Genomic DNA, 20658 nt, shown 5'->3' on the forward strand with positions numbered 1-20658 from the left:
TGATGCCGAGGTGTGCATCTCGTTTGTGGCTTGGTGAGTTGTTGCTGGGTGAGTGGCTCTTGGTGGTCTTGGTCTGAGTTGGTGGCTTGCTTGGTGGTTCTGCTGTGGTGAGTGACTTGGTGATCATGAGTTGGCCTTGGTGTTGCTGAGTTCTGTGATGAGTTGCAGTGGTGCGGGTTGCTCGCGGAGTTCTTGGAGGGCGGTTCCGGCTGTGCCTCGGGAGACGTCGGCGATTTCCATGAGGTGATCGACCGTCGGGAGGGCGCCGTGGGTGACCTGGTGCCTGCGCGCCGCCGCGCGCGCACGGTCGCGCTTCGGGGACGACGGTGTCGGGACTGGACGTTCCCGCTTGGGCTCCTCGGCCGCGGCCTCGCGAGACGGCTCCGTCTGTACGGGTTCCGGCTGCGCGGTTGTACATCCATCCGCCGCCACCGTCTTGGACGCGTCCAAGGACTCCAGCTGTACAGGCTCAAACTGAACGGGGAGCGGCTGGACGCCGGGCGGCTGAACAGGCTCCGGCTGAACGATTGCCGAGGACTCGGCGGGACTCGTGGCGGTCTGAGCGCGCCCAGCCGAAGGCCGGGCAGTGATCAACTGGTGGACCACCACACCGCCAATGGACACCACAGCCATCACGACGCCGGTGTCCCAGTGGTGTCCGGTCGAGTAGCCGTGCAGGAAGTTCAACGCCGCCGCGACAGCGGCGAACACCCACACCCCGGCCTTCAGCCAGTGGGTCGGGTCACCGCGGCGCACGCCCATGGTTACCGCTGCGGCGAACGCCCACATGGCGGCCTCGCTGAACAACGGCAGCAACACGCCGACCGGGCCGAATACCTGCTTGCCGTAGGTCGCCATGGCCGACCATGCCAGCACCGCCGGAACCAGGATCACCGGCACGAACAGCAGATCCAGCGCGTGCTTGCGTGCCGCCGCGACGAGAGCCTTTGCGAGTCGGGCCCGCGTCGCCTTGCGTGCTTCTCGCTCCGCGGTGCGGGCCTGTTGCTTTGCGGACTCGGCATCCCGCCGCTGCTCGAACTTCAGCCGCTGGTCCTCCCGCTGTTCGGCCCGCTCGGCCGCGCGGTCGGCGCGCCGCTGTTCGGCCTCGGCGACTCGGTCCGCCCGGGCTTCCTCCCGCCGCGTCGTCACGTTGTCTCCATTCATCGACGACCACTCCCGTTGCGGCGCTGCTCGGCCTGGGCGGCGTGCGCGGCCGACAACTGCTCGGTTGTGGGCTCCGGCGCGGCGTCCTCTCGGGCGGTGGCCCACCACGCGGCCACCTGGTCCGCCGCGTCCGTCAGTGGCACCGTCGGCGCGGCCCGGTGGTGGCTGCCGCCGTGCTGGTGGTTCTCCAGCGAGCAGGTGCCGGTGGCGTTCTTGATCCGCTTCACCACGCCCGGGCGGTAGCGGTCGTGCCAGTCCCCCGCCCGGCCCGCCGACGCGTCCTCGTCCTGGTAGGCGGCGATCCACACGCGCATCAGCCACAGCAGCTCCTCGACCACGTCGGGGTGCCACAGCCAGCACTCCGGCAGCGCGCCCACCGCGTCCGGGTAGCGCAGGAACACCTCCCGCATCCACCCGCACAGCTCGTCGAGCACCTCGCGCGTCAGCGGCAGGTCGTCGGGCATCACCAGCCACGACATCGCCGCGCCCCCACCACCCGGTCGGGCCGCGATGTTCGCTGCCAGGTCCTGCACCACCCGTGCGAGGTCTTCCACCTGCTTGAACAGCGACGGGATCGTCTCGGTGGCCTTGCGCAGCCCCTCGACCTCGCGGGCGATCCCCGCCAGCGCCGCATCCGGCTCCGCTCCGGCGGTACTGGTGGTGCGGGCCTCGGTGGCGCCCGGCAGATACGGTCGCTCCGTTGCCGCCTCGTCGACGCGGCGCTGGCAGGCATCGCGGTTGACGCAGCGCCACGACAGCGCGTCGGCGGGCTCGAAGTCCCGCACGCCCCGGCGTCCACACAGGACACAGGTCAGGATCTCGTTCATCGGTTCTCCCCGGTCGTCGCAGAAATCAGGTCCAGAGGCCGGCCGGAGCCGGGCGGCACGGTGGCCACCCGGCCCGGCGCAGCGGCAATCACGACGCGAGTTCCAGCGCGTCCCGGCCGGCGGCAGCGGCCTCGTCGGCCTGCCAGCTCGCGACCTGCTGCGACCGCTCGCGCTCGGCCTCCTCGGCGCACGCCTCGGGCGCCGCTCGCAGCTGCTGCACCGCTGACGCTGCTGCGGTCAGTGCGGCGTCCGTCTGGCGCCGCGACACCGCCAGCGCCGTCGCCGCGCGGTCCTCGACCGGCTGCTCGGGCTCTGCGGCCCGTGGCGCCGGAATCCCGGGCGCTTCGGGCGTCTCGGTCATCGCCGCGCGGATCTCGGCCAGCACGTTCCCGCAGGTGCCGCGGGAGATGCCGGAGTGCTCCGTCAGCTCATCGACGGTCGGCAGCTCGCGGTGATCCCTCCAGTACTGCTGTGCCGCCTGGTATGCCTGGCCTCGCTTCGGCTGGCGCTCCTGATCGGTCTTGGCCACGGCCGGCAGCTCGGCACCGCTCCCCCGGTGATCGCGCGGAGCTTGCGGAGCGGTGGTGTCGCCATCTGCCGCCGCGAGTTGCTGACGTGCATTACGCAGACCGACGATCGCGGTCGTGCGGGACAAGCCCTCGACCAGCCCCATGAGCTCATCCGGTGACGGCAAGCGCCCGTGCCGGGCATCGTGCACCCGAGCCGCCGCGCACGCCACTTCCCTCTTCGTCGCGCGCCTGGACGCGCTCGCCCGCGCGAACTCCTTCTCCGCTGCGGCGATCTCGGCGTCCGACCTCGGCGCCGTTTCGATCGGGGCCGCCGCGACTCGGCTGCCGTTGCGGATGCCGTAGGCGTAGGACTCATCGACGGTGATGCCCTGCTCGCGCAGCCACGCCAGCGCCGCGGGCATGTCGTTGTCGGTGGTGCGCAACGCGGTCAGCACGGCGTCCTTCTTGCTCATCCCGTCCAGCACCGAGGTCGACACCGGCGCCAGGTCCGCCAGCTCCGCCCGCAGCTTCTTCCGCGCCGACAGGCAGTTCTGCACGATCGCTCCGGCGCTCGACCCGGCGACCTCGGCGGCCTGCTCCGTGGTCATCTCGTCCAGGTACCGCAGCTGCATGCCGCGCCGCTGTGCCGGGGAGAGCTTGGCCAGCGCGTGCACCATCCGCGGCGACAGCGGCGTCGCCTCACGCTCGTGCGCGTCCTGGGCAGGGCCCAGGTGGACTGCCTCCGACAGCGCTCGCCCGGCCGCCTCCTGTGCCGATAAGCGCCGGAAGCGGTCCTTGCGGCCGTAGTCGGTCAGCGTGTGGCGGGCGACCTTGCCGCACAGCCACGCGCCGACCTCGTGCGTGTCCGGATTGAACTCCCGCGTCATCTCGGGGACCCGCAGGAAGGTCTCCTGAACCACGTCCTCCACGTCGGTCTGTTCGACCATCCGCCGAGCCACGTAGCGCTCGACGCGTTCCCTGCCGTGCCGGTACAACTCGCCCAGCGCCTCGGAGTCTCCCGCCTGAATCCGTGACACCAGCGCTGCCGCGTCGGCCTCGCTCATCCCGCCGAACCCGTCGGTGAACCCGCGGGCGTTGGTCTGCTGCGTCGTTGCGGTGGCCATTACCGGCTCACCCCCGGGAAGTCCGCGGTGTCGGACCAGTCCAGGTGCTCGGACTCCTGCCCGGGCGGCACGATCCGGTGGGTCGCGACCACGAGGGTGTCGACGTCGTCGCGACGCAGCACCACCGTCCCGGTGCCCTCGGGTGTGGACATGCCGAGCACGACCAGGTCGCCGCGGGCAGTGACTTTCAGGTCGCCCTCGCCGGCCGCGCCGTAGATCAGGGCGTCGGCCAGCAGTTCGCGGCTGACCATCCACTCCAGACCGGGCTGTACCGCGTCGAACCCGAACGCGATCGCGTACGGCTCGCTCGCGTCGTAGCTGGCCGAGATCGTGGCGTGACCGGTCTGCAGCAGAGCAGGAAGTCGCGTGGTCAGGGTGCTCATCGCTGCTCACCCCGCTCGTCGGTGACGTCGGCAGCGGTCTCGGTCCACTCGCCGGCCTCGGCCTCCAGCTCGGCGTCCAGCACGGCCAGCGGCTCCTCGGCGGGAGCGTCGCCACGCTGAACGAACCCCGGCGCCGAGTCGGCGACGTCGAGCCGGGTCACCTCGGCGCGCACGACAGGCTCGGTGTGGTCCTGCGCGGGGATCACGACGTCGGCGCGGGCGGCCTTGCGGGTCGCGTACCAGTCCTCGATTCGGGCCACCCAGGGCTCGACGCGGTCGGCCAGCATGTCGACGAACGCCGCGAACCGCACCGTCCACTCCTCGCGCCGGACGTCCCACCGCTCGTAGAACTCGGTCCAGCGCTCGCGGCGCTCCACGGCCTTCACGTCGCCGCGCTTCCACGCCATCTGCAGCTGCCCGATCGCCGCGGGCATCCCCCGGCGCACAATCACCGCGTGCAGCTCCGGCAGCTGGGCGATCTGCCCGGGCGAGAGCACCGGCACCCGCTGCGGGGTCCGGCCGGTGACGTGGCCGTCGGCGTCTTCGGACTCGACCATCTCGTGCCGGTCCGCGGTCAGCAGCGAGTACGCCTGCAGGTCGTCGCCGTCGCGGGCCCCGGCGAGGATCAGCACGGTCGCCGAGTTCGTCATGATCGCCGCGCACCCGGTGTCGCCCCAGCGCTGGCGCAGCTGCGCCCGCGACTGCGCCCCGATGTGGATCGTCACGTTGCGGCCACCCATGTCCGCGGTCCACTTGTCCAGCGGCACGGGAGCCACCAGAGCGGCCTCATCAAGGACCAGCGTCAGCGCCGGGTCCAGCCGGCCACCGAGCGACTCCGACGCGATGCGGCGGGCCTCTCGCGCCAGGTGCGAGGTCAGCGCGGCCACCAGCGGCGCCGTGTGCCCCTCCTCCGCGCCGAGCATGTAGACCGTGGCGCGCGACTCGAGCAGCTCGGCCACGTCGAACGCACCGCCGGTCGCGGCGGCCTTCGCGTTCGGGTCGGTCAACCACGCCAGCGCAGGCATGATCGTCGTGGTGATCGACGAGCGGGTGCGGTCGTTCGTGGTCAGGAACTGCTGAGCTGCCGCCTCGAACGACGCCTCCGGCGACCGGCGCAGCAGCCGCAGCACCTCGTCCGAAGACTCTTCCGGGTCTGCGACCCACCCGGCCACATCGCTCATGGTCAGCTCGCCGAGAGCGGCGGCGTGCATCAGCGTGGCCAGGGCACGGCGGGCCTGGGCGATCCAGTGCTCCCGCTCGGAGTCACCACCATCGGCCGGCAGCATGTCCGCGGCGCGGTGGGTGGCGGTCACCGGGTTCTCGCAGCCGGTCAGCGGGTCGAACGTGATCGTCGACTCCAGCTTGCCCAGCGCAGACGGATTGAACACGAACGTCGGCCCGTTGCGCTGCTCGCGCAGCTTGGACGTCAGGTCGATCAGGTCCGTCCGTGTCGAGGTCGCGATCACCGCACCCGGCGCGTCCAGGATCCGGCACGCCAACTCCCCGGTCTTACCCGAACGCGGGCCACCGAAGCGCAGCGTCACGTCCTCCACCGGCGACCAGATCCGCTGACGCCCCACCCGGGCGATCGGCGTGGCGTACGCCGTCACCGGCGTCTGCCGACGGGTCCACCACATCTCCTTGCGCAGGCTCGGCTTGAGCACCTTCGCCTTGCGACGCATCGCGCGCTTCGAGGCCACCCGCCAGATCTGCCACCGCGACGCCACACCACCGTTACGGCGCGAACGGCGCGACCACCGGCCGATCAGACCGCGCGAACCGCCCCGACCCCGCAGGCCCAGGAGCATGGCCACCAACAGGACCGGGCTGCCGAGGATCAAGCCCCACGGCCACACGCCGTAGCCCGGCGTCTCGGCCGGCACCCAACCGAGAAACCACAGCGACAGCCCCACAAGGCCAGCCGCCACCGTCACCACCCGGGCCGCGTTGCCCTTCATCAGCTCCGCCAAGCCCAGCACGCCCGCGGCCACGCCGACGGTCACCAGCCACGGCCAGATCACTGCCACCTTGACGTGCCATTCGCTCGCGAGCACGCCAGAGGCGATCAGGACCGCCGAAATCAGGAAAGCCTTGAACGTCCGCATCAGGCCGCACCCCCCGCGGAAACGCTGTCCTGCGGTGTGTTCGTGTGGGCCTGCTTCGTCCGAGTCGCAGCGGCCAGCTGGCATGCCGCGACGTACTCCTGGACAGCCTGGCCGGGGATTCGGACGGCACCCTTACCGGTGCCAAGACGGATCGCACGCAGTGCGCCGGACTCGACGGCGCGGTAGATCGTCGCGAGCGAACAATCCAGCTTGGCAGCGACGACTCGGACTCGGAACAGCTCGTCGCTCTCCAAGTCCGTACTCTCGAACTGCATCGGTTCTCCCAAGGTCTCGGTGCGTGCCCCGGTCGGTGTGCCACCACCGACCGGGGTTTTTTCTGTCTTCCGTGCCTTCTCCGACCCCTCACGGGTCGCTTGTTTCTCAACGTATACGTAACTTCGTATCCGTACAAGTTCTGCGTATACGTAGAGTTGTTGCGACAGCCCGACGAAGCTGCAAATAGCGCTCTCGACCTGGGGAAACTCACTTAAGATCACAACTCGGTAACGGGTCCCGCGCACCCGCGACGACGGGGACCCAGCGCGCAGGACGGGGCGAGAACAAGGGAGCCCGCGAGACGGGGCACCTCAAGCCGGCGCCGGACCACCCATTAGCGAGCGCCTATGTATACGAAGTTGTGTATACTTCATCGGGATATCAGGGGAATGGTTGAATAGAAGGGAGTCATGCGTGGCCGAACCGGCATATGTAGCCATTGCAGGGGAATACGCCCGACGCATTCGAAATGGTGATCTTCCCGCTGGAGTTCAGCTACCCAGCTATGCAGAGATCGCGGAACGAAGTGGCGTTTCGGACATTGTTGTCCGAAAGGCAATTGAGCTTCTTCAGAACCAGGGGCTTGTCAGGACAGTCCGACGGCGCGGAGTCTTCGTAGCAAGTCAGCAGAACCTGGTAAGGGTGTCCCCTGAGCGCCAGCTTGAGACCGCGGAGACCACATTCGAAAACGAGTCAAGTCGGGACATTCGCGTCGAACGGGAAACCGACGAAGTTCCGGCAACGGCTGAACTCGCGGAGTTATTCAACCTCGCAGAGGGCGATGCGGTTACTCATGTGATCACACGAGCATCCGAAGATGGTCAACCGATTTCAGTCTCGGACACGTACCAACCCGTGGGCACCTTCGGAATTCACGGTGCGACAGTTCTTGAGGAGACGATCGCCGATCAGATTCCCGTTCCACTGCACGCCAAGTGGCTCCGAACCCCACCGGGAGACCTGGTCAAAACGGTCCATCAGAAATTTTCAGCGGCCGATGAGCGCGTGATTATGGTTTCAGACGTGTCGTACCCGCGCGACCGGTATGAAGCGTTTGTCTTCAGGATGGTGCTTGAGCCGAGCAGCAAGGCTGAGGATTAACGAGCACCCCTTGACACCTGACCGAGCGGCCCGCTAACGCGGGCTCGCTCGACTCAGAAGCTAGCGCCGGACCCAGCCCTGCGCCACGTCCCTCACGTTCCACCACGACACAAACTGCGCGTCCTCGGCCGCAAGGTCCCAGCCCGCCGACAGGGCCTCGAAGAACGCGTCGTCGCCCGTCTTGCCACCCTTCGGCTCGCCAACGAACAGCAGACGGCGACCGCCGGCCCGTTCGAACCGGGCAAGAGCTTCGGAAGCCATCTTGTTCCCCCACCCCGGCGGCCAGCACAGAAATAGAACAGTGTTCGACCAATCACGGTCAGTGGCTTCGAATGCGTGTAGGTCGCCGACGGGGTGCCATGTACTGCGCTGACCCGGTGAACGGGTAAACGATGCGTTGTCTGCGGCGTCGGGCGGATCGATGTCATAGGCATCAACACTCATTCCCGACCGACTTAGCTGCGCGGCCCAGTAGCCGCGCCCAGCGCCCAACTCCAGGAGCGGACGCCCGGCGCAGAATCCCGCCGCCCATTTCACTGTCTCGGAAGACGGAATTGCGTACGCGTAGACCGACTGCAAAATCGTCTCCGCGTATGCAAGGCGCACACTGCCAGAGGGGCGTCCGCCATTCACCACCCGGCGACCCTCATGCTCGAAAACGAGCGGCTTGACGATTTCCCAGTACGGATTCGCGCTCGTCGAAGTCCCGTCGGCCATGTAGTGAATGAAGCGCAGGTCGAACGCAGCGTCCATCTGGTCGTCGCCGGTACCACGTAGGCTCGGCGCCGCCGCCAGGTATTCAGCCAGCTTTGGATGTTCCACTTGGAGACGCTGCTCATCGTCCAACAGCGCGAGCAACTCACCACGACGTTCGTCCGTCAACACTAGTTCGGCCACACGTCACAGTCTGGCGCAACTAGCCTGCGATCGAAACTCAGACGTCGTCGTATCGCCAAGGTGGCATGCGTCGGGGCCGCCAAACGGGGGAAATCCGCCAGTCTGTCTTGCCAGCGCGGCGGAACCTTCGGCTGTGTCAGGAGCCAAGGCTTTCCAGCCCAGCATGGACGTGCCCGAGGGCTACGCCTGCTCTCTGGGCCGGACGCGGTCTATGCGCGGTCCACGCAGCTGAGCGACCCCACGCCATGCAGGTCAGGGGCTGTTTCCGGCGCGGATTCAAAACCCGTCCAGTGTGAGTTCGAATCTCACCGGGGGCACAGACGACATCTACCCAGGATTCGGCGCGCTCGTGGGCGGACGCCGCTTGTGCGTCCGTCATCTCGTCGGTGATCCTCTCCGTCACTTGGGCCACCGCAGGCACTTCCCGTGCTGGCAGTGTGATGCCGATGTCGACATGATCGTCGTCAAGCAAGCGTACTTCGAGCCTCAGCACTTCGAAGAGCGTCCTCAGCAGGTCGGGTGGCGCCGCGGCAAGGGTCGGCAGCGCGTCGAGCACGGCCGCCTCGTCGTGCCCAGGCGCGCCCGGCTCGTCCCGGGGTTCGGCTTCCAGGTCTTCGACCTGCGTCACACGAGCCTGCTTCTGCGCCTCCGGGTTGTTGCAGGCGCCTCGCGAGCCTCGCGTGAACGGATCGATCGCCCTCCGACGCCTGCCTGAGAAGCGACTGCTGCCGTTTTCCGAGGTCGGCGACCTCTCGGCGCAACGCCTCCGACCGGCGCGCCGGTTCCTCGGCCACCTCGTCGACAGTCGGGCCGGCCTCGCCCAGCAGCAACCGATCCCGCTCACTGCCGAGCACCCGGTCGGTAAGGAACTGCGCGACCGCTTCCTCACGGACGTAGACCGTCTTGGGGTGCCCGGCGGAGTCGACACCAGCCAGTTCGGCGTACATCCCCTCGACCGGCTCTGCCAACAGTGCGGTGAGCCGCTCGGCCACGACGGAGGTGAGCTCCCCCATCCGCCCAAACCTGTCCATCAGCACCGCAGGGACAGCAGACCGCGGATGGCAGAACCAGGCGATCTCGGCGATCCGGACAGCCAGATCGCCCATCCGCTCGAACGTGTCCGCGCAGTACCCGACAGCGAGCACGAACGGCGGCGGTGTGGCCACCGAAACCCTCGACGCCAGCAGCTTCTTCGCCCGCGCCTCACACCCGCACGCGCCGCATATCAAGTTCGACGTCACCGGCGATGGCCCGCTCGGCCAGCGCGCGGTCCACGGTCAGCAGCGCCGTCGTCGTGTCCCGCATCGCCTGCGCCGCGAACAAGCACATCTCCTCCAGTGCCAGGCCGAGCCGCACCGACTCCTTACGGAATGGGTCCCGCACGAACCTCAACCTGACGCCAGGAATCGCGACCGAAGCGCCCTCGCGAGCGGCAGATTGTGCACCAATTCACGGATATGACCCCGCGGTCTGGTGCCCCGGCGGGGCGGTGTACACCGGAGGCGTGGGCGAGCAGGACCGCGCGCCCCAGCAGGGTGTGCCTGACCTCTGCGACTTCTGCGGCAAGATCGTGGCGGCCGACATCGTGTTGTATGCGCTGGTATCCACTCCTCGGCCATCCACGCCCACGACGCCGACTTCGACGGGGTGCGGATGGTCAGCGGCTACACCGACGAGCACCTGCAACGACTGGTCCGGCAGTACCGCAAGCGCTCCTTCGTCAACGCCGAACTGTGGGCCGGCAAGGTCGTGCGCGCCGTGCGCGCGAACACCACCCGCCTCATCGACGACGAACCCTTGTCGAGATCACCGGACTGGCCGTGGAACAGATCCACGCCGGCGTCGACTGGCACGGGTCGGTGACCGGGTCGGCATCGGGAACTTCGTCGACACCTGCCGGGAGTGCTGGTTCTGCCTCAACGGCATGGAGCACTACTGCCCGAAGATCATCGTCACCTACAACGGTCTCGACAAGGCCGGTGAGCCGACCTACGGCGGCTACGCGCGCTCGATCGTCGTCGACGAGAACTACCTGGTCCGCATCCCCGACGGTCTCGACCTGGCCGCCGCGGTGCCACTCATGTGCGCCGGCATAGCCGTCTACTCGCCGCTGCGGCGCTTCGACGTCGGCCCGGGTACCAAGATCGGGATTCTGGGCGTGGGCGGCCTCGATCATCTCGCGGTGAAGTTCGCTGACGCTCTCGGCGCCGAGGTCACCGCGCTCAGCCAGACCACGAGCAAGAAGGAAGACGCGCTCGCCTTCGGGGCGGACGACTTCCGCACCACCACCGATCCGGCGACCTTCCTCGAGCGCGCGGGCTACTTCGACATCATCCGGTGCGCCGTCTCGGCAGCCCTCAACTTCGACCAGCTCCTGTCACTGGTCCGCTTCGACGGCACGTTCGTCAACCTCGGCGCTCCCGACGGCCCGGTCTCGATCGGCATGTTCTCGCTGATTCGCAGCCGGATCTCGTTCACCTCGTCGTCGATCGGCAGCATTGCCGAGACCCAGGAAATGCTCCGCTGCTGCGTCGAGCACGACATCGTCTCCGAGATCGAAACCCTCTCCGCCGAGCGCATCAACGACGCGCTCGACACGCTCCGCCAGGTCGGCGGCGGCAACGTGCGCTACCGCTACGTGATCGACACCAGCACGATCTGACGTTTCCGGCAGGTCCGGCTGGTCGTGGTGATCCGCGGAGGAGCACGGCACCGGGCCGGTACCACCTGGTCGTCGGAACCGGACACCGAGTGGGGCGGGCTGTGGATGAAGACCACCGTCCGCGACAGATCGGCGCCTCCTTCCTGACACCGGAACCGCTCGACCGACGTCCCAGCGCCACAGAACCTCCTCGCCCTGCCGACCCCAGCCGACAGAGGAGAGAGAATCAGTCTTTCGTGAGTTGGCTCCGGACCTCGTGGTCCCGCGCGAGGCTCCAGATGGCGGGCGCCTTGCCGTCGAGTTCCTCCCACACGCGCTGGACGTCGAAGACCATCGCGGGCTCGAACACCGGCATGCCGCCGTAGTCCGGAAGCAACTGTTCACGGGCGGCCCGGTAGGCGTCCCTGATATCGCCGCCGGCGTGCTTCACGTTCTCCACCGCCCTGAACAGCCTGGTGATGAAGTCTCTGGTGAGGTCGATCGCGCGCTGGGCTTCAGCCTTGGTGCGTGCGATCCGGCCACCGCCGCCGACCAGCACCTCGACATCCAGTTCGGCGATCTTGTCGAGGGTCCCGGTCATCCAGTCGCGGTGGTAGGCGTCACCGCTGTAGACGACCGAACCGTTCTCCACCAGACAACCCGTGAACAGGACCTTCTGCGAGGGAACATAGGCGACGATGTCGCCGGAGGTGTGGCCCTTGCCGAGCCACGACAGCTCCACGGTGCCGCGGTTGCCGCCGAGGTCGATGCTGAGGTTCCGGTCGAACGTCAGCGTCGGCCACGTCAGCCCCGGGATCTCCTCGTGCCCGTCGAACGACCAGGGCAGGCGGCCGAGCTCGACGTCCCAGTCCCCCTTCCCACGCTCGGCGATGAGTCGCTCGGTCTCGGCGGACGCCACGATCTGCTCGGCCTCGAATGCCGTTGCGCCGAGCACCCTGACGGCGTGGTAGTGCGACAGCACCAGAAACTTGACCGGCTTGTCGGTGTGTTGGCGCAGCTGCTCGAGCCACCGCCGCGCCATCAGCGGCGTCGCACGCGCGTCGAACGCTACGAGGAAGTTCTCGCCCTCGATGGCACCGACGTTGTTGTCGCTCTCGGTGAGAGCCCAAATGCCGTCTCCGACGGGCTCCAGAGTCTCGGTCTTCGGGGCGGTGTCGCCGGCAGAGGCAACTGGCTTGGACACGTGCGGCTCCTTCGCTGAGTTTTGTGTCACTGGCTGCAGGAGAAGCGCTCGAGCACGTCCGGGTCGAACGGGAGCCCATGACCTGGATGGTCCGGTGGGACGGCTCGTCCGACGCGGAGCTCGATGATTTCGAGGCGGACGTCGTCGATGAGCGGTAAGTGCGCCACGTAGGCCGAGTCCACGGGCGCCCTCGCGCCGGTCACTGTGGGCAGGATGAGGTCGAGCTCGGCCGCGCCAGAGCCTCCTCGGCTGCTACCGAGCGGGACTTTGTCGACGAACTCCCAGGAGCCTGCCTTGGAGAACGCGACCGCAAACAGGCCCACTGTCGCGATAGGACTGTAGGCCCTCATCGGCTGCTGGCAACTCGGCGAGCCGGGGACACGGAGGTTTCCGCACTCGAGGATGGCCGGCGGAGCAAGCCGGTGACCTCGGTGTTCCCGCCAGCCAACATAACTGCGACGCTAACGTGGGTCCGGCTCGGGATCTGGGTCCACTTGGCATCCGGAAACGGGAACCACTCGAGCGGGCCCGGTCACCGAAGAGTGCGAACGAACGCGTCCAACGCAGTAGAGGCAATGATCGTCGTGGCGGATGTGTGGTGTCCGCGGAAAACTGCGGGCGGCTGCGCCGTGGAACTGTCCGGCGCCGACCTGGAGCATCGTCTCGAACCCGACTGGACGCCCTACAAGGTGCGCGACCCGCGACCGGCTCGCGGCTGTGGTCGCCGCACACCGCCACCTCCGCGACCACCACGCACGCCGGCCCACCGAACCGCCCCGGCACCGCACGCAAGGCCGCGACATTGCGGTGCGCGTGCACCCCCGCGCCACACCGCCCAGCGCCAGCCATGCGCACCGGCCCCGTCCTTCGCCACCCCGACCGAACTTGATCGTGGACGCGCGGCCTTTGCTCCGACCCGCCCGCCGATCGGAGCTGGACAAGGCGCTGCTGCGGACCAACCTGGCCGGCGACCGGCTCACGGTGACCAAGATCGACCGGCTCGGTCGGTCACCGGCGCACCTGATCGAGGTGTCCAAGCAGCTGCAGGCGAAGGGCGTGCACCTGGTGGTACTCGACCAGGGCATCGACTCCTCCGCCGCGGTCGAGCGGATGTTCTGCCAGGTCCTCGGCTTGATCGTGGAGTTCGAGCACGCCCTGATCTCCGAGCGGACGGTGGACGGCCTGGCGGCCGCGGGAGCGCACGGCAGCACCGGTGGACAGAAGCCGAAGCTCGCATCCCGCCGGGTGCACCGGTGAGCACTGCGTTCACCTCGGCGTCGGCCCGAACCACCGCGGCACGCGCGGCCGGCTTTCTTCGACCTGCTCGCTCGGATCGACCGTGATCGACCGACCGGTAATGTTGATCGGCCCAGCGACGCTGTCAGAGGTGAACATTCAGCTGAAGGGCCACTGATGACCACTGTCGCGAAAATGCTCGTGCAAAGCCTGGCCGACCATGGCGTGTCCGCGATGTGGGGCGTGGTCGGCGACGCGCTGAACCCGATCACCGATGCGCTGCGCCACGAGTCCCGGATCCGCTGGATGGGCGTCCGCCACGAGGAAGCCGGCGCGTTCGCCGCGGGCGCGCAGGCGCAGCTGACCGGCCGGATCGGCGTCTGCATGGGCACCGTCGGCCCCGGCTCGATCCACCTGCTCAACGGCCTCTACGACGCCAAGAAGTCCCACGTGCCCGTGCTCGCGATCTGCGGCCAGGTCCCCAGCTCCGAGATCGGCAGCGACTACCACCAGGAAGTCGACAACGACGCCGCCTTCCGCGACGTCTCGGTGTTCTGCCGCACCGTCACGGACCCGGCCCAGTTGCCGTACCTGCTGGAGCTGGCCGTCAACGCCGCCTACGCCCGCGGCGGTGTCGCAGTACTGACGCTGCCGGGCGACGTCGGCGACCGCGACGTGCCGAGTGGGACGCGTGAGCCGCGCTTCGTGAGCCAGCACCCGCCCGTGACGCCGATGGCCGGGGCCCTCGACGAGGTCGCGCAGGTGCTGAACGGCGCGAGCACCGTGACCATGCTCGTCGGCTCCGGAGCGCGCGAGGCCCGCGACGAGGTCCTGAGCACCGCCGAAACCCTGGCCGCGCCGGTGGTGCTCACGCTCAAGGGCAAGGAGAGTCTCGAGCGGGACAATCCGCACCAGGTCGGGCAAACCGGCTTGCTCGGCAACCCCGCCGCGAAACACGCGCTCGACCACGGCGACGTGCTGCTCATGGTCGGCACCGACTTCCCGTACCGTGACTGGTACCCCAAGGGCAAAACCGTGATCCAGATCGACGCCGACGGCGAACGCATCGGGCGCCGCGTCCACGTGGACCACGCCCTCGTCGGCGACTCCCGCGCCACGCTCGCCGCCCTGCGGCCGCTGCTCAACGCGAAGCAGGACCGCAGCCACCTCACCGCCGCCCGCGAGCGGTACACGGCCTGGCACAAGCGCCAGCAACACCTCGCCGATCCCGGCTACGACTCCACCGTCGTAGGCCGGGTCCGCAAGCAGTTCGACAACCACGAGCGCGCCATCCGCCCCGAAGTGCTCGCCGCGGCGATCGACCGGCACGCCGACAACGACGCGGTGTTCACCTCCGACACCGGCATGTCCACGGTGTGGCTCGCCCGGTTCGTGACCCTGCACGGAAACCGGCGGCTGCTCGGCTCCTACAACCTCGGCTCCATGGCCAGCGCGCTGCCGCAAGCCCTGGGCGCGGCGCAGCTGGGCAACGGACGCCAGACCGTTGCGTTCTGCGGCGACGGCGGTCTCACGATGCTGATGGGCGAACTGCTCACGGTCGCGGCCTACGAACTGCCCGTGAAGATCGTGGTGTTCGACAACTCGAGGCTCGGTATGGTCAAGCTCGAACAGGAGCAGGCCGGCATCGCCGAGTTCGGCACGAAACTCAAGAACCCCGATCTGGCCGCGGTCGCGCGCGCCTGCGGCATCCACGGTGTCCGCGTCGAGCACCCCGACCAGGTCGACGCCGCCGTTCGCGACGCCCTCACCCACCCGGGGCCAGTGCTGCTCGACGTGGTCACCAGCGCCGAGGAGATCATCGTCCCACCGAAGACCACCCCCGGCCAGGCGTGGGGCTTCGCCATCGCCAAACTCCAGGAAACCCTTGTGTCAGCCCACGACGAGGAAGTGCGACGGCAATAACCGACAAGGCAACTGCCTTTCGTCACGCCCTTGACCGGTCCGAGGAGCATCGGGCCCGCACGCACAACCTGACCATCGAACAAGATCGACCGACGGAGGTGGGAGTGAGCACGGACTACGCGCTGACCAACGCGTGGGAACGCGCGCAACGCAGGCTCAAGGGGTTGGAGGCTGCCTACGACCCGACGACGCGCCGGCGCTTGAGCGCGCTGGGGCTTGCGCCCGGCTGGGCGTGCCTCGAGGCCGGCGCAGGCGGGGGGTCGATCGCGCGCTGGCTGGGGGAGCAGGTCGGTCCGTCCGGGCGCGTGAGCGCGGTGGACCTCGACGTCAGCGGCCTGCGCGACCTGCCCGCGAACGTCGAAGTGCGCCAAGCCGACGTGCGGGTCGATCCGCTTCCGGAGGGCGCCTTCGACGTGGTGCACGCCCGTTTGCTGCTCAACCACCTGCCCGAACGCGACGAGGTCCTCGGCCGGCTTGTGGCGGCCTTGCGCCCGGGCGGCTGGCTGCTGCTGGAGGAGGGCGACATGTTCTCCAGTGGTGTCATTGACGAGGATCCCGACCACGCCCGCGCCATGCGCACCTGCCGCGACCTCCTCGCGACCGCCGCCGACGTCGACTACGGTCGCAAGCTGCCCCGCCTGGCCGTCTCCCGCGGCCTCACCGAGATCGGCGTCGAATGCGAAGTTCCCTTCGCCGAGGGCGGTTCGCTCGGGACGGAATGGCTGGCACTGACGTTTGACCAGCTGGCCGAACGCGCCGGCGGCGACATCCTCGACCCCGAGACGGTCTGGCGGTGGAAGGAGAAGCTGGCACGACCGGGTTCATGGTTCGCTTCGCTGGGTGTGGTGGCAGTGCGGGGCCGTCGCCCGGTGGTGTGAGCCGCCATTTTCGGCTGGTGCGCGGACGTGACGCGGTCGAGGAAGGGTCAGGCCGCCAAAAAGGGGCCCCGAGAACCGGCTTGGTCCTCGGGGCCCTCACCTGCTTTGAGTGCCGTCTTGGCCCGCGCAGCCCGCAGGGGATCAAGTGTCGACCTGGTGGTCGTTCCAGACACCGCAGTCTGGTCAGCCGCAGGTCCGTCTGGCCGGCTTCCACCATCAGCCCAGGCAGTATCGGGTGGTGTGCGTTTCTCCCCCGTCGGCTTCTTCGCCGCCTTCACCGCTTGCTCCGCGGCGCGGAACCTGGCCATGACGGTCTTCCTCGTCGTCGCCGATGCCTGACCAGTTCCAGCACGGTCTCGCAGACCTGGCAACTTCTGCCCGAATGCTCGGTTACTGCGCTCGCGGCCCGTCGGCGCCGGGGGATATCGCGAAGGTCTCCAGGTAGTCGACCGCGGCGTACAAGGCGTCTCGCAGCGGCTCGATGTCCCGGGCGATCTGCGCGAGCAGCATGCCACCCTGATACGCGGCGAGAAGGGCGTGCGCGAGCCGGGTGGGGTCGGCCGTGGCGTCGAGGCGGCCGAGTCGCTGCATCCGCTCGAGTCCATCGCGGAAGATGTCGCGCCACTGCTCGAAGGTGGCGGCGAGCTGCTGGTGAACGTCGAGGTCGGTCTTGACGATCTCGCTCGCGAGCGAGCCGAGGCTGCAGCCGTCCTGGAACGGACGGCCGTGGGCGACGTAGAAGTCCGCCCACGCCCGGAACGCGTCGATGGTGTCGAAGCCGTCGAACTTGTCGCTGCGGTGGAAGGCGAGGACACCGTCCGCCTGCCAGTCGATGACGGCGAGGACGAGGCTCTCCTTGTTCGGGAAGTAGTGGTTGAGCTGGGAGCCGCTCACGCCCGCGACGCGGCGAAGCTGGTCGTTGTTCGTCGCGTGAACGCCTCGGGTGTAGATGAGATTCGCCGCGTGCTCGAGGATGCGGGCGCGCGTCGCCTGCCCCTTGTCGGTGAGCTTGTGGGTCTGCCGAGGTCCCGGGTCCGTCTCCATGGTCTCCATCCTACCAAAAATTGGGCTTGACAGCCCACTCTCTGATGGTGTTAGCTTCCGGAAGTGGGCTAGCAAGCCCAAAATATTCGGGGGTGGCACTCGTGGCCACCGCCGAAGATCACCACCCGCACGACTCAACGGAGGGCCGACGCCATGTCCCGACTGACCACCCCCACTCCTGACGAGGTTCCTGCGGGAGCGCAGGGCACCCTCGACGGTGTCCGCGCGCAGTTCGGCTTCGTGCCGAACATGTTCGCGACCCTGGCAGCGAATCCGGCCGTTCTCGACATCGTGATGACCCTGCAAGGCAAGATCGGCCGGGTTCTGGATGCGAAGACCCGGCACACGATCGCGCTCGCGGTCTCCCAGACCAACGGCTGCGACTACTGCCAGGCCACGCACTCATACGTCTCCTCCGAACTCGGCGGCATGTCGCACGACGACATCGAACTGGCTCGCACAGGGAGCTCGACCGATCCCCGGCGCGCGGCGGTCGCCCGCTTCGCGCAGCGGGTCGTCGAAACCCGTGGCCAGGTGAGCGATGCCGACATCGCGGCGGTGCGAGGAGCCGGCTACACCGACGGGCAGATCCAGGCGATCGTCACGATCGCCGTGGTGTTCCTGCTCACCAACTTCCTCAACAACGTCAACCAGACCGACGTCGACATCCCCGCAACCCGGGCGGAGAACACCGCCGCCTGATCACGGACCCGGCTCCCCACCTCACCATTTTTCCCGGCACCGCAAGAAGAAAGCAGATCGACATGGACCTCGACAAGATCATGAACAAGCACCTCACCCGATACTTCGACGGAAGCCGGACCATCCCGCAAGAAACACTGCAGCAGCTGCTGAAGTTCCTGCGCTCGGCGCCGACGTCGGTGAACGTGCAGCCGAACCACTTCTACGTCCTCGGAACGGACGAAGGAAAGAGGCAGCTCGCGAACAATCTGGGCGAACGCTTCGCCGACAACGGCGAGAAGATCATGAACGCCTCGCACGCGATCATCATGACCACTCGCGTGGACGTGCCCGACGATCACCTCGAAGCCGTGTTCGACAAGGAGAAAGCAGACGGTCGCTTCCCCGACCCGGCGAAGCAGGCCCACTGGGAGTCGATGACCCGCGACTTCCTCAACCTCCGCAACTACGGCTACAAAGACCTGAACCACTGGATGGAGAAGCAGACCTACCTGGCGCTCGGGATGACGATGATGGCGGCGGCCGAGCTCGGCATCGAAGCCATGCCGCTGGAAGGGTTCGACCCGGCCAGCGTCGACAAGGCGTTCAAGATCCGCGAGACCGGGCACACGACCACGGTGCTGCTCGCACTCGGCTACCCCGACACCGCCAAGGCATACGCCACCCCGATCTCGCGTTTCGCGCCCGACCGGCTCTTCACCTTCGCCTGAATAGCTCTGGCTCCGGCCTCGTCCGTATCGCGGTTTGCCGTAATACGACGGCTCGAACCGACACTGACCAGGTGCGCGGCGAGCACCCGGACGCGCATCGAACGACCGTCAAACCGCAGAAAGACCATCACCATGTCTGACACGACGCAACACGTGCGCTACGAACAGTGTTCATCATGCCGAACGCCTGGGACGCCCCGTCGGCCCTGCTCTTCAAGGAAGCCGGATTCGCCTCCATCGCAACCTCCTCGGCGGCCTTCGCGGCAACCCTGGGCCGGCTCGACGGCATCCACGCCGTCAGCCGCGACGAACACCTGGATCACGCCGCGCTCCTCACCTCGGTGAGCGGCCTGCCGATCAACGGCGACTTCGAGGACGGCTACGGCGACACTCCCGAGGACGTCCGGGCCACCGTCGATGCCGCTATCGCCCGTGGCCTGGCCGGCATCGGAATCGAAGACACCACCGGCGACCCCGCCCAGCCGATTCGCGGATTCGACGACGCGGTACGCCGCATCGAGGCCGCCGCCAAGGCCGCACGCGGACGGATCGTTCTGACCGGCCGTACGGACAACTTCCTCTGGGGAATCGCCGATCTCGACGACACCATCCGCCGCCTCACGGCATTCGCGGAAGCGGGAGCTGACGTCGTCTACGCGCCGAACCTTCCCGATCTCGCCGCCGTGAGCGCGGTCGTCGAGGCCGTCGCTCCCAAGCCGGTCAACCTCCTCGTCGGCCCGTCAGACGGGGTGAGCCTGCAGGAGCTGCAGACGATAGGCGTGCGTCGGATCAGCCTCGGAGTCGACCCGTACACGCACGCTCTCGGAGCCATCCGCGCGGCTGCAGCGAATCTCGAGACCGGCGACCTGACGGCACTCGCATCAGATCTCACTTTCGGCCACATCATCAGCCTCATCAGGAGCTGACTCGAGCTCCGGGGCAGCCGAGCCGCCGACGGCGATCTCGCTTATGGCGGCAGCGACTTCCTGGTCGACGGGTTGGTCGCGTGGGGCGGTGCGACGAAGATCGCCGACCGGATCGAACAATTTGTGGAGTCGGGCGCCGACCACATCACGCTGCGCATCCTGCCCTGCAGCGGTTCCCGGCATGAGGAGTGGCGGGTGCTCGCACGTCTGTCCGGCTCATCGTGGTCTGCAGTCCGACCTTTCCGCTCGGCCGGTTCTCGCGGCCTGGCACGCCTCCAGGCACAGCAACGGCGAATCTGATGACGGTGATCGGCGTCGCGCAACGGGTAGTCGGCGATGTCGAGCTGCTCGGCTGCGGGCAGCAGGGACCGACTTCGCGACTACGGCCCCGGCGTCCGCCTCCGGACGGGCCCGGATGCCCCGCCGCGGCGATCACCTGGCGCTGCAGGCCGGCGCCGGGAAGACCACCACTCCGACGATGCTCGGCGCCGCCACCCGCAAGCACGGTCGGTACCTGGCGTTCAACAAGGTGATCGCGCGCGAGGCCGACGCGAGTTCGGCCCGAGCGTGCAGTGCTCGACCGCGCACGCCCTGGCCCATCGCGCCGGCGGACATCGTTTCGCCGAGCGCCGACGGTGGGCGGCGCGGATCAGCCCGCGGCTGGTGCTGTACCAGTCGACCTGCCAGTCTCTGGGCTCGATCACCTCTTCTCCGAGGTAGCCGAGCTCGCACAGAACGCCGACTGCGAGGCACCGGGCACGAGCAGTTGCGTTGCGCGGATGGGCGCCCTCTGGGGATTTCAGGGCAAGTTTTCGCCGGCCCCCGAAAGATTCCTCCCTTGGCTTACACCAATCGAACTGACGACGGCGGCCAACGGCACGAGCCACAGCTGCGGCGGTGCCGACCGCCGAGGAGTTGACCGGCGGCAGCCGAGGTCGAGGAACCCCATCCCGTCACCGAGCCCGTGCTCGGTCGAACATCCGGAGGAACGTCTTGAGCGAGCAGAAC

Annotated in this window: 21 protein-coding genes; 9 read left to right on the forward strand and 12 right to left on the reverse strand. The window is 68.1% G+C overall.

Going from position 1 to position 20658, the window contains the following annotated elements; genetic code table 11:
- Window positions 1-123: 123 nt before the first annotated feature.
- The 6 genes from ACIA77_RS45890 to ACIA77_RS45915 all read right to left on the reverse strand — a co-directional run bounded on the left by ACIA77_RS45890 (window position 124) and on the right by ACIA77_RS45915 (window position 6387).
- On the reverse strand, window positions 124-1149 hold the full coding sequence (locus ACIA77_RS45890; protein ID WP_395892486.1) for a hypothetical protein: 1026 nt from the start codon (window positions 1147-1149) through the stop codon (window positions 124-126).
- An 11-nt stretch (window positions 1150-1160) separates the two neighbouring features.
- Window positions 1161-1991, reverse strand: coding sequence for a hypothetical protein (locus ACIA77_RS45895; protein WP_395892487.1), 831 nt, complete (start codon window positions 1989-1991; stop codon window positions 1161-1163).
- An 88-nt stretch (window positions 1992-2079) separates the two neighbouring features.
- Complete coding sequence (locus ACIA77_RS45900; protein WP_395892488.1) at window positions 2080-3564, reverse strand: RNA polymerase sigma factor; 1485 nt, start codon at window positions 3562-3564, stop codon at window positions 2080-2082.
- Between the two features lie 59 nt (window positions 3565-3623).
- A complete protein-coding gene (locus ACIA77_RS45905) occupies window positions 3624-4007 on the reverse strand; it encodes an SsgA family sporulation/cell division regulator (RefSeq protein WP_395892489.1) in 384 nt (127 codons plus the stop codon).
- On the reverse strand, window positions 4004-6112 hold the full coding sequence (locus ACIA77_RS45910; RefSeq protein WP_395892490.1) for a type IV secretory system conjugative DNA transfer family protein: 2109 nt from the start codon (window positions 6110-6112) through the stop codon (window positions 4004-4006). The genes ACIA77_RS45905 and ACIA77_RS45910 overlap by 4 nt, the downstream gene beginning before the upstream one ends.
- Window positions 6112-6387, reverse strand: coding sequence for a helix-turn-helix transcriptional regulator (locus tag ACIA77_RS45915; RefSeq protein WP_395892491.1), 276 nt, complete (start codon window positions 6385-6387; stop codon window positions 6112-6114). The genes ACIA77_RS45910 and ACIA77_RS45915 overlap by 1 nt, the downstream gene beginning before the upstream one ends.
- A gap of 415 nt (window positions 6388-6802) precedes the next feature.
- Here ACIA77_RS45915 and ACIA77_RS45920 point away from each other — a divergent pair, with 415 nt between their 5' ends.
- Entirely contained in the window at window positions 6803-7489 is a 687-nt protein-coding gene (locus tag ACIA77_RS45920) for a GntR family transcriptional regulator (protein WP_395892492.1), read from the forward strand.
- A gap of 60 nt (window positions 7490-7549) precedes the next feature.
- Here the strand turns inward: ACIA77_RS45920 and ACIA77_RS45925 are convergent, their stop codons facing one another.
- The 3 genes from ACIA77_RS45925 to ACIA77_RS45935 form a co-directional block, all read right to left on the reverse strand.
- On the reverse strand, window positions 7550-8386 hold the full coding sequence (locus ACIA77_RS45925) for a class I SAM-dependent methyltransferase (RefSeq protein WP_395892493.1): 837 nt from the start codon (window positions 8384-8386) through the stop codon (window positions 7550-7552).
- 136 nt (window positions 8387-8522) lie between these two features.
- Window positions 8523-9014 carry a hypothetical protein gene (locus ACIA77_RS45930; protein WP_395892494.1) on the reverse strand — a complete coding sequence of 164 codons (492 nt, stop codon included), beginning with the start codon at window positions 9012-9014 and terminating at the stop codon, window positions 8523-8525.
- A gap of 575 nt (window positions 9015-9589) precedes the next feature.
- The gene (locus ACIA77_RS45935) at window positions 9590-9769 is read right to left on the reverse strand and encodes a hypothetical protein (RefSeq protein ID WP_395892495.1); all 180 of its coding nucleotides are present in this window, start codon (window positions 9767-9769) and stop codon (window positions 9590-9592) included.
- 270 nt (window positions 9770-10039) lie between these two features.
- On the opposite strand from ACIA77_RS45935, the gene ACIA77_RS45940 reads away from it, so the two are divergent.
- Both ACIA77_RS45940 and ACIA77_RS45945 read left to right on the forward strand, forming a co-directional pair.
- On the forward strand, window positions 10040-10249 hold the full coding sequence (locus tag ACIA77_RS45940) for a hypothetical protein (RefSeq protein ID WP_395892510.1): 210 nt from the start codon (window positions 10040-10042) through the stop codon (window positions 10247-10249).
- A 10-nt stretch (window positions 10250-10259) separates the two neighbouring features.
- Window positions 10260-11048, forward strand: a complete 789-nt coding sequence (locus ACIA77_RS45945) for an NAD(P)-dependent alcohol dehydrogenase (protein WP_395892509.1) — start codon at window positions 10260-10262, stop codon at window positions 11046-11048.
- 226 nt (window positions 11049-11274) lie between these two features.
- Here ACIA77_RS45945 and ACIA77_RS45950 read toward each other — a convergent pair whose 3' ends face one another.
- The gene (locus ACIA77_RS45950) at window positions 11275-12231 is read right to left on the reverse strand and encodes an MBL fold metallo-hydrolase (protein ID WP_395892496.1); all 957 of its coding nucleotides are present in this window, start codon (window positions 12229-12231) and stop codon (window positions 11275-11277) included.
- Between the two features lie 26 nt (window positions 12232-12257).
- Window positions 12258-12581, reverse strand: a complete 324-nt coding sequence (locus ACIA77_RS45955) for a hypothetical protein (protein WP_395892497.1) — start codon at window positions 12579-12581, stop codon at window positions 12258-12260.
- A 556-nt stretch (window positions 12582-13137) separates the two neighbouring features.
- On the opposite strand from ACIA77_RS45955, the gene ACIA77_RS45960 reads away from it, so the two are divergent.
- The 3 genes from ACIA77_RS45960 (at window position 13138) to ACIA77_RS45970 (ending at window position 16268) form a co-directional block, all read left to right on the forward strand.
- Window positions 13138-13488 (forward strand): recombinase family protein, encoded by a 351-nt coding sequence (locus ACIA77_RS45960; protein WP_395892498.1) that lies wholly within the window; start codon window positions 13138-13140, stop codon window positions 13486-13488.
- Window positions 13489-13644: 156 nt separating this feature from the next.
- Entirely contained in the window at window positions 13645-15390 is a 1746-nt protein-coding gene (locus tag ACIA77_RS45965) for a thiamine pyrophosphate-dependent enzyme (RefSeq protein ID WP_395892499.1), read from the forward strand.
- 104 nt (window positions 15391-15494) lie between these two features.
- The gene (locus tag ACIA77_RS45970) at window positions 15495-16268 is read left to right on the forward strand and encodes a class I SAM-dependent methyltransferase (protein ID WP_395892500.1); all 774 of its coding nucleotides are present in this window, start codon (window positions 15495-15497) and stop codon (window positions 16266-16268) included.
- Between the two features lie 390 nt (window positions 16269-16658).
- On the opposite strand, the gene ACIA77_RS45975 is transcribed toward ACIA77_RS45970, so the two are convergent.
- Window positions 16659-17312 carry a TetR/AcrR family transcriptional regulator gene (locus ACIA77_RS45975; protein ID WP_395892501.1) on the reverse strand — a complete coding sequence of 218 codons (654 nt, stop codon included), beginning with the start codon at window positions 17310-17312 and terminating at the stop codon, window positions 16659-16661.
- A gap of 249 nt (window positions 17313-17561) precedes the next feature.
- On the opposite strand from ACIA77_RS45975, the gene ACIA77_RS45980 reads away from it, so the two are divergent.
- The 3 genes from ACIA77_RS45980 to ACIA77_RS45990 all read left to right on the forward strand — a co-directional run bounded on the left by ACIA77_RS45980 (window position 17562) and on the right by ACIA77_RS45990 (window position 19650).
- Complete coding sequence (locus ACIA77_RS45980) at window positions 17562-18014, forward strand: carboxymuconolactone decarboxylase family protein (RefSeq protein ID WP_395892502.1); 453 nt, start codon at window positions 17562-17564, stop codon at window positions 18012-18014.
- Window positions 18015-18076: 62 nt separating this feature from the next.
- The gene (locus ACIA77_RS45985) at window positions 18077-18724 is read left to right on the forward strand and encodes a nitroreductase family protein (protein WP_395892503.1); all 648 of its coding nucleotides are present in this window, start codon (window positions 18077-18079) and stop codon (window positions 18722-18724) included.
- Window positions 18725-18900: 176 nt separating this feature from the next.
- Window positions 18901-19650, forward strand: coding sequence for an isocitrate lyase/phosphoenolpyruvate mutase family protein (locus ACIA77_RS45990; RefSeq protein WP_395892504.1), 750 nt, complete (start codon window positions 18901-18903; stop codon window positions 19648-19650).
- Window positions 19651-20658: the final 1008 nt, after the last annotated feature.

Origin of the sequence: Amycolatopsis sp. NPDC051903, assembly GCF_044452505.1 — a bacterium.
Classification (GTDB): Bacteria; Actinomycetota; Actinomycetes; order Mycobacteriales; family Pseudonocardiaceae; genus Amycolatopsis.

What these genes read in the sequence shown, in the direction of transcription:
- ACIA77_RS45895 (WP_395892487.1), bottom strand. Translation starts at nt 1,991, where the DNA reads ATGAACGAGATCCTGACCTGTGTCCTGTGTGGACGCCGGGGCGTGCGG.
- ACIA77_RS45900 (WP_395892488.1), bottom strand. Translation starts at nt 3,564, where the DNA reads ATGAGCGAGGCCGACGCGGCAGCGCTGGTGTCACGGATTCAGGCGGGA.
- ACIA77_RS45905 (WP_395892489.1), bottom strand. Translation starts at nt 4,007, where the DNA reads ATGAGCACCCTGACCACGCGACTTCCTGCTCTGCTGCAGACCGGTCAC.
- ACIA77_RS45910 (WP_395892490.1), bottom strand. Translation starts at nt 6,112, where the DNA reads ATGCGGACGTTCAAGGCTTTCCTGATTTCGGCGGTCCTGATCGCCTCT.
- ACIA77_RS45915 (WP_395892491.1), bottom strand. Translation starts at nt 6,387, where the DNA reads ATGCAGTTCGAGAGTACGGACTTGGAGAGCGACGAGCTGTTCCGAGTC.
- ACIA77_RS45940 (WP_395892510.1), top strand. Translation starts at nt 10,040, where the DNA reads ATGGTCAGCGGCTACACCGACGAGCACCTGCAACGACTGGTCCGGCAG.
- ACIA77_RS45955 (WP_395892497.1), bottom strand. Translation starts at nt 12,581, where the DNA reads ATGAGGGCCTACAGTCCTATCGCGACAGTGGGCCTGTTTGCGGTCGCG.
- ACIA77_RS45965 (WP_395892499.1), top strand. Translation starts at nt 13,645, where the DNA reads ATGACCACTGTCGCGAAAATGCTCGTGCAAAGCCTGGCCGACCATGGC.
- ACIA77_RS45975 (WP_395892501.1), bottom strand. Translation starts at nt 17,312, where the DNA reads ATGGAGACGGACCCGGGACCTCGGCAGACCCACAAGCTCACCGACAAG.
- ACIA77_RS45980 (WP_395892502.1), top strand. Translation starts at nt 17,562, where the DNA reads ATGTTCGCGACCCTGGCAGCGAATCCGGCCGTTCTCGACATCGTGATG.
- ACIA77_RS45985 (WP_395892503.1), top strand. Translation starts at nt 18,077, where the DNA reads ATGGACCTCGACAAGATCATGAACAAGCACCTCACCCGATACTTCGAC.
- ACIA77_RS45990 (WP_395892504.1), top strand. Translation starts at nt 18,901, where the DNA reads ATGCCGAACGCCTGGGACGCCCCGTCGGCCCTGCTCTTCAAGGAAGCC.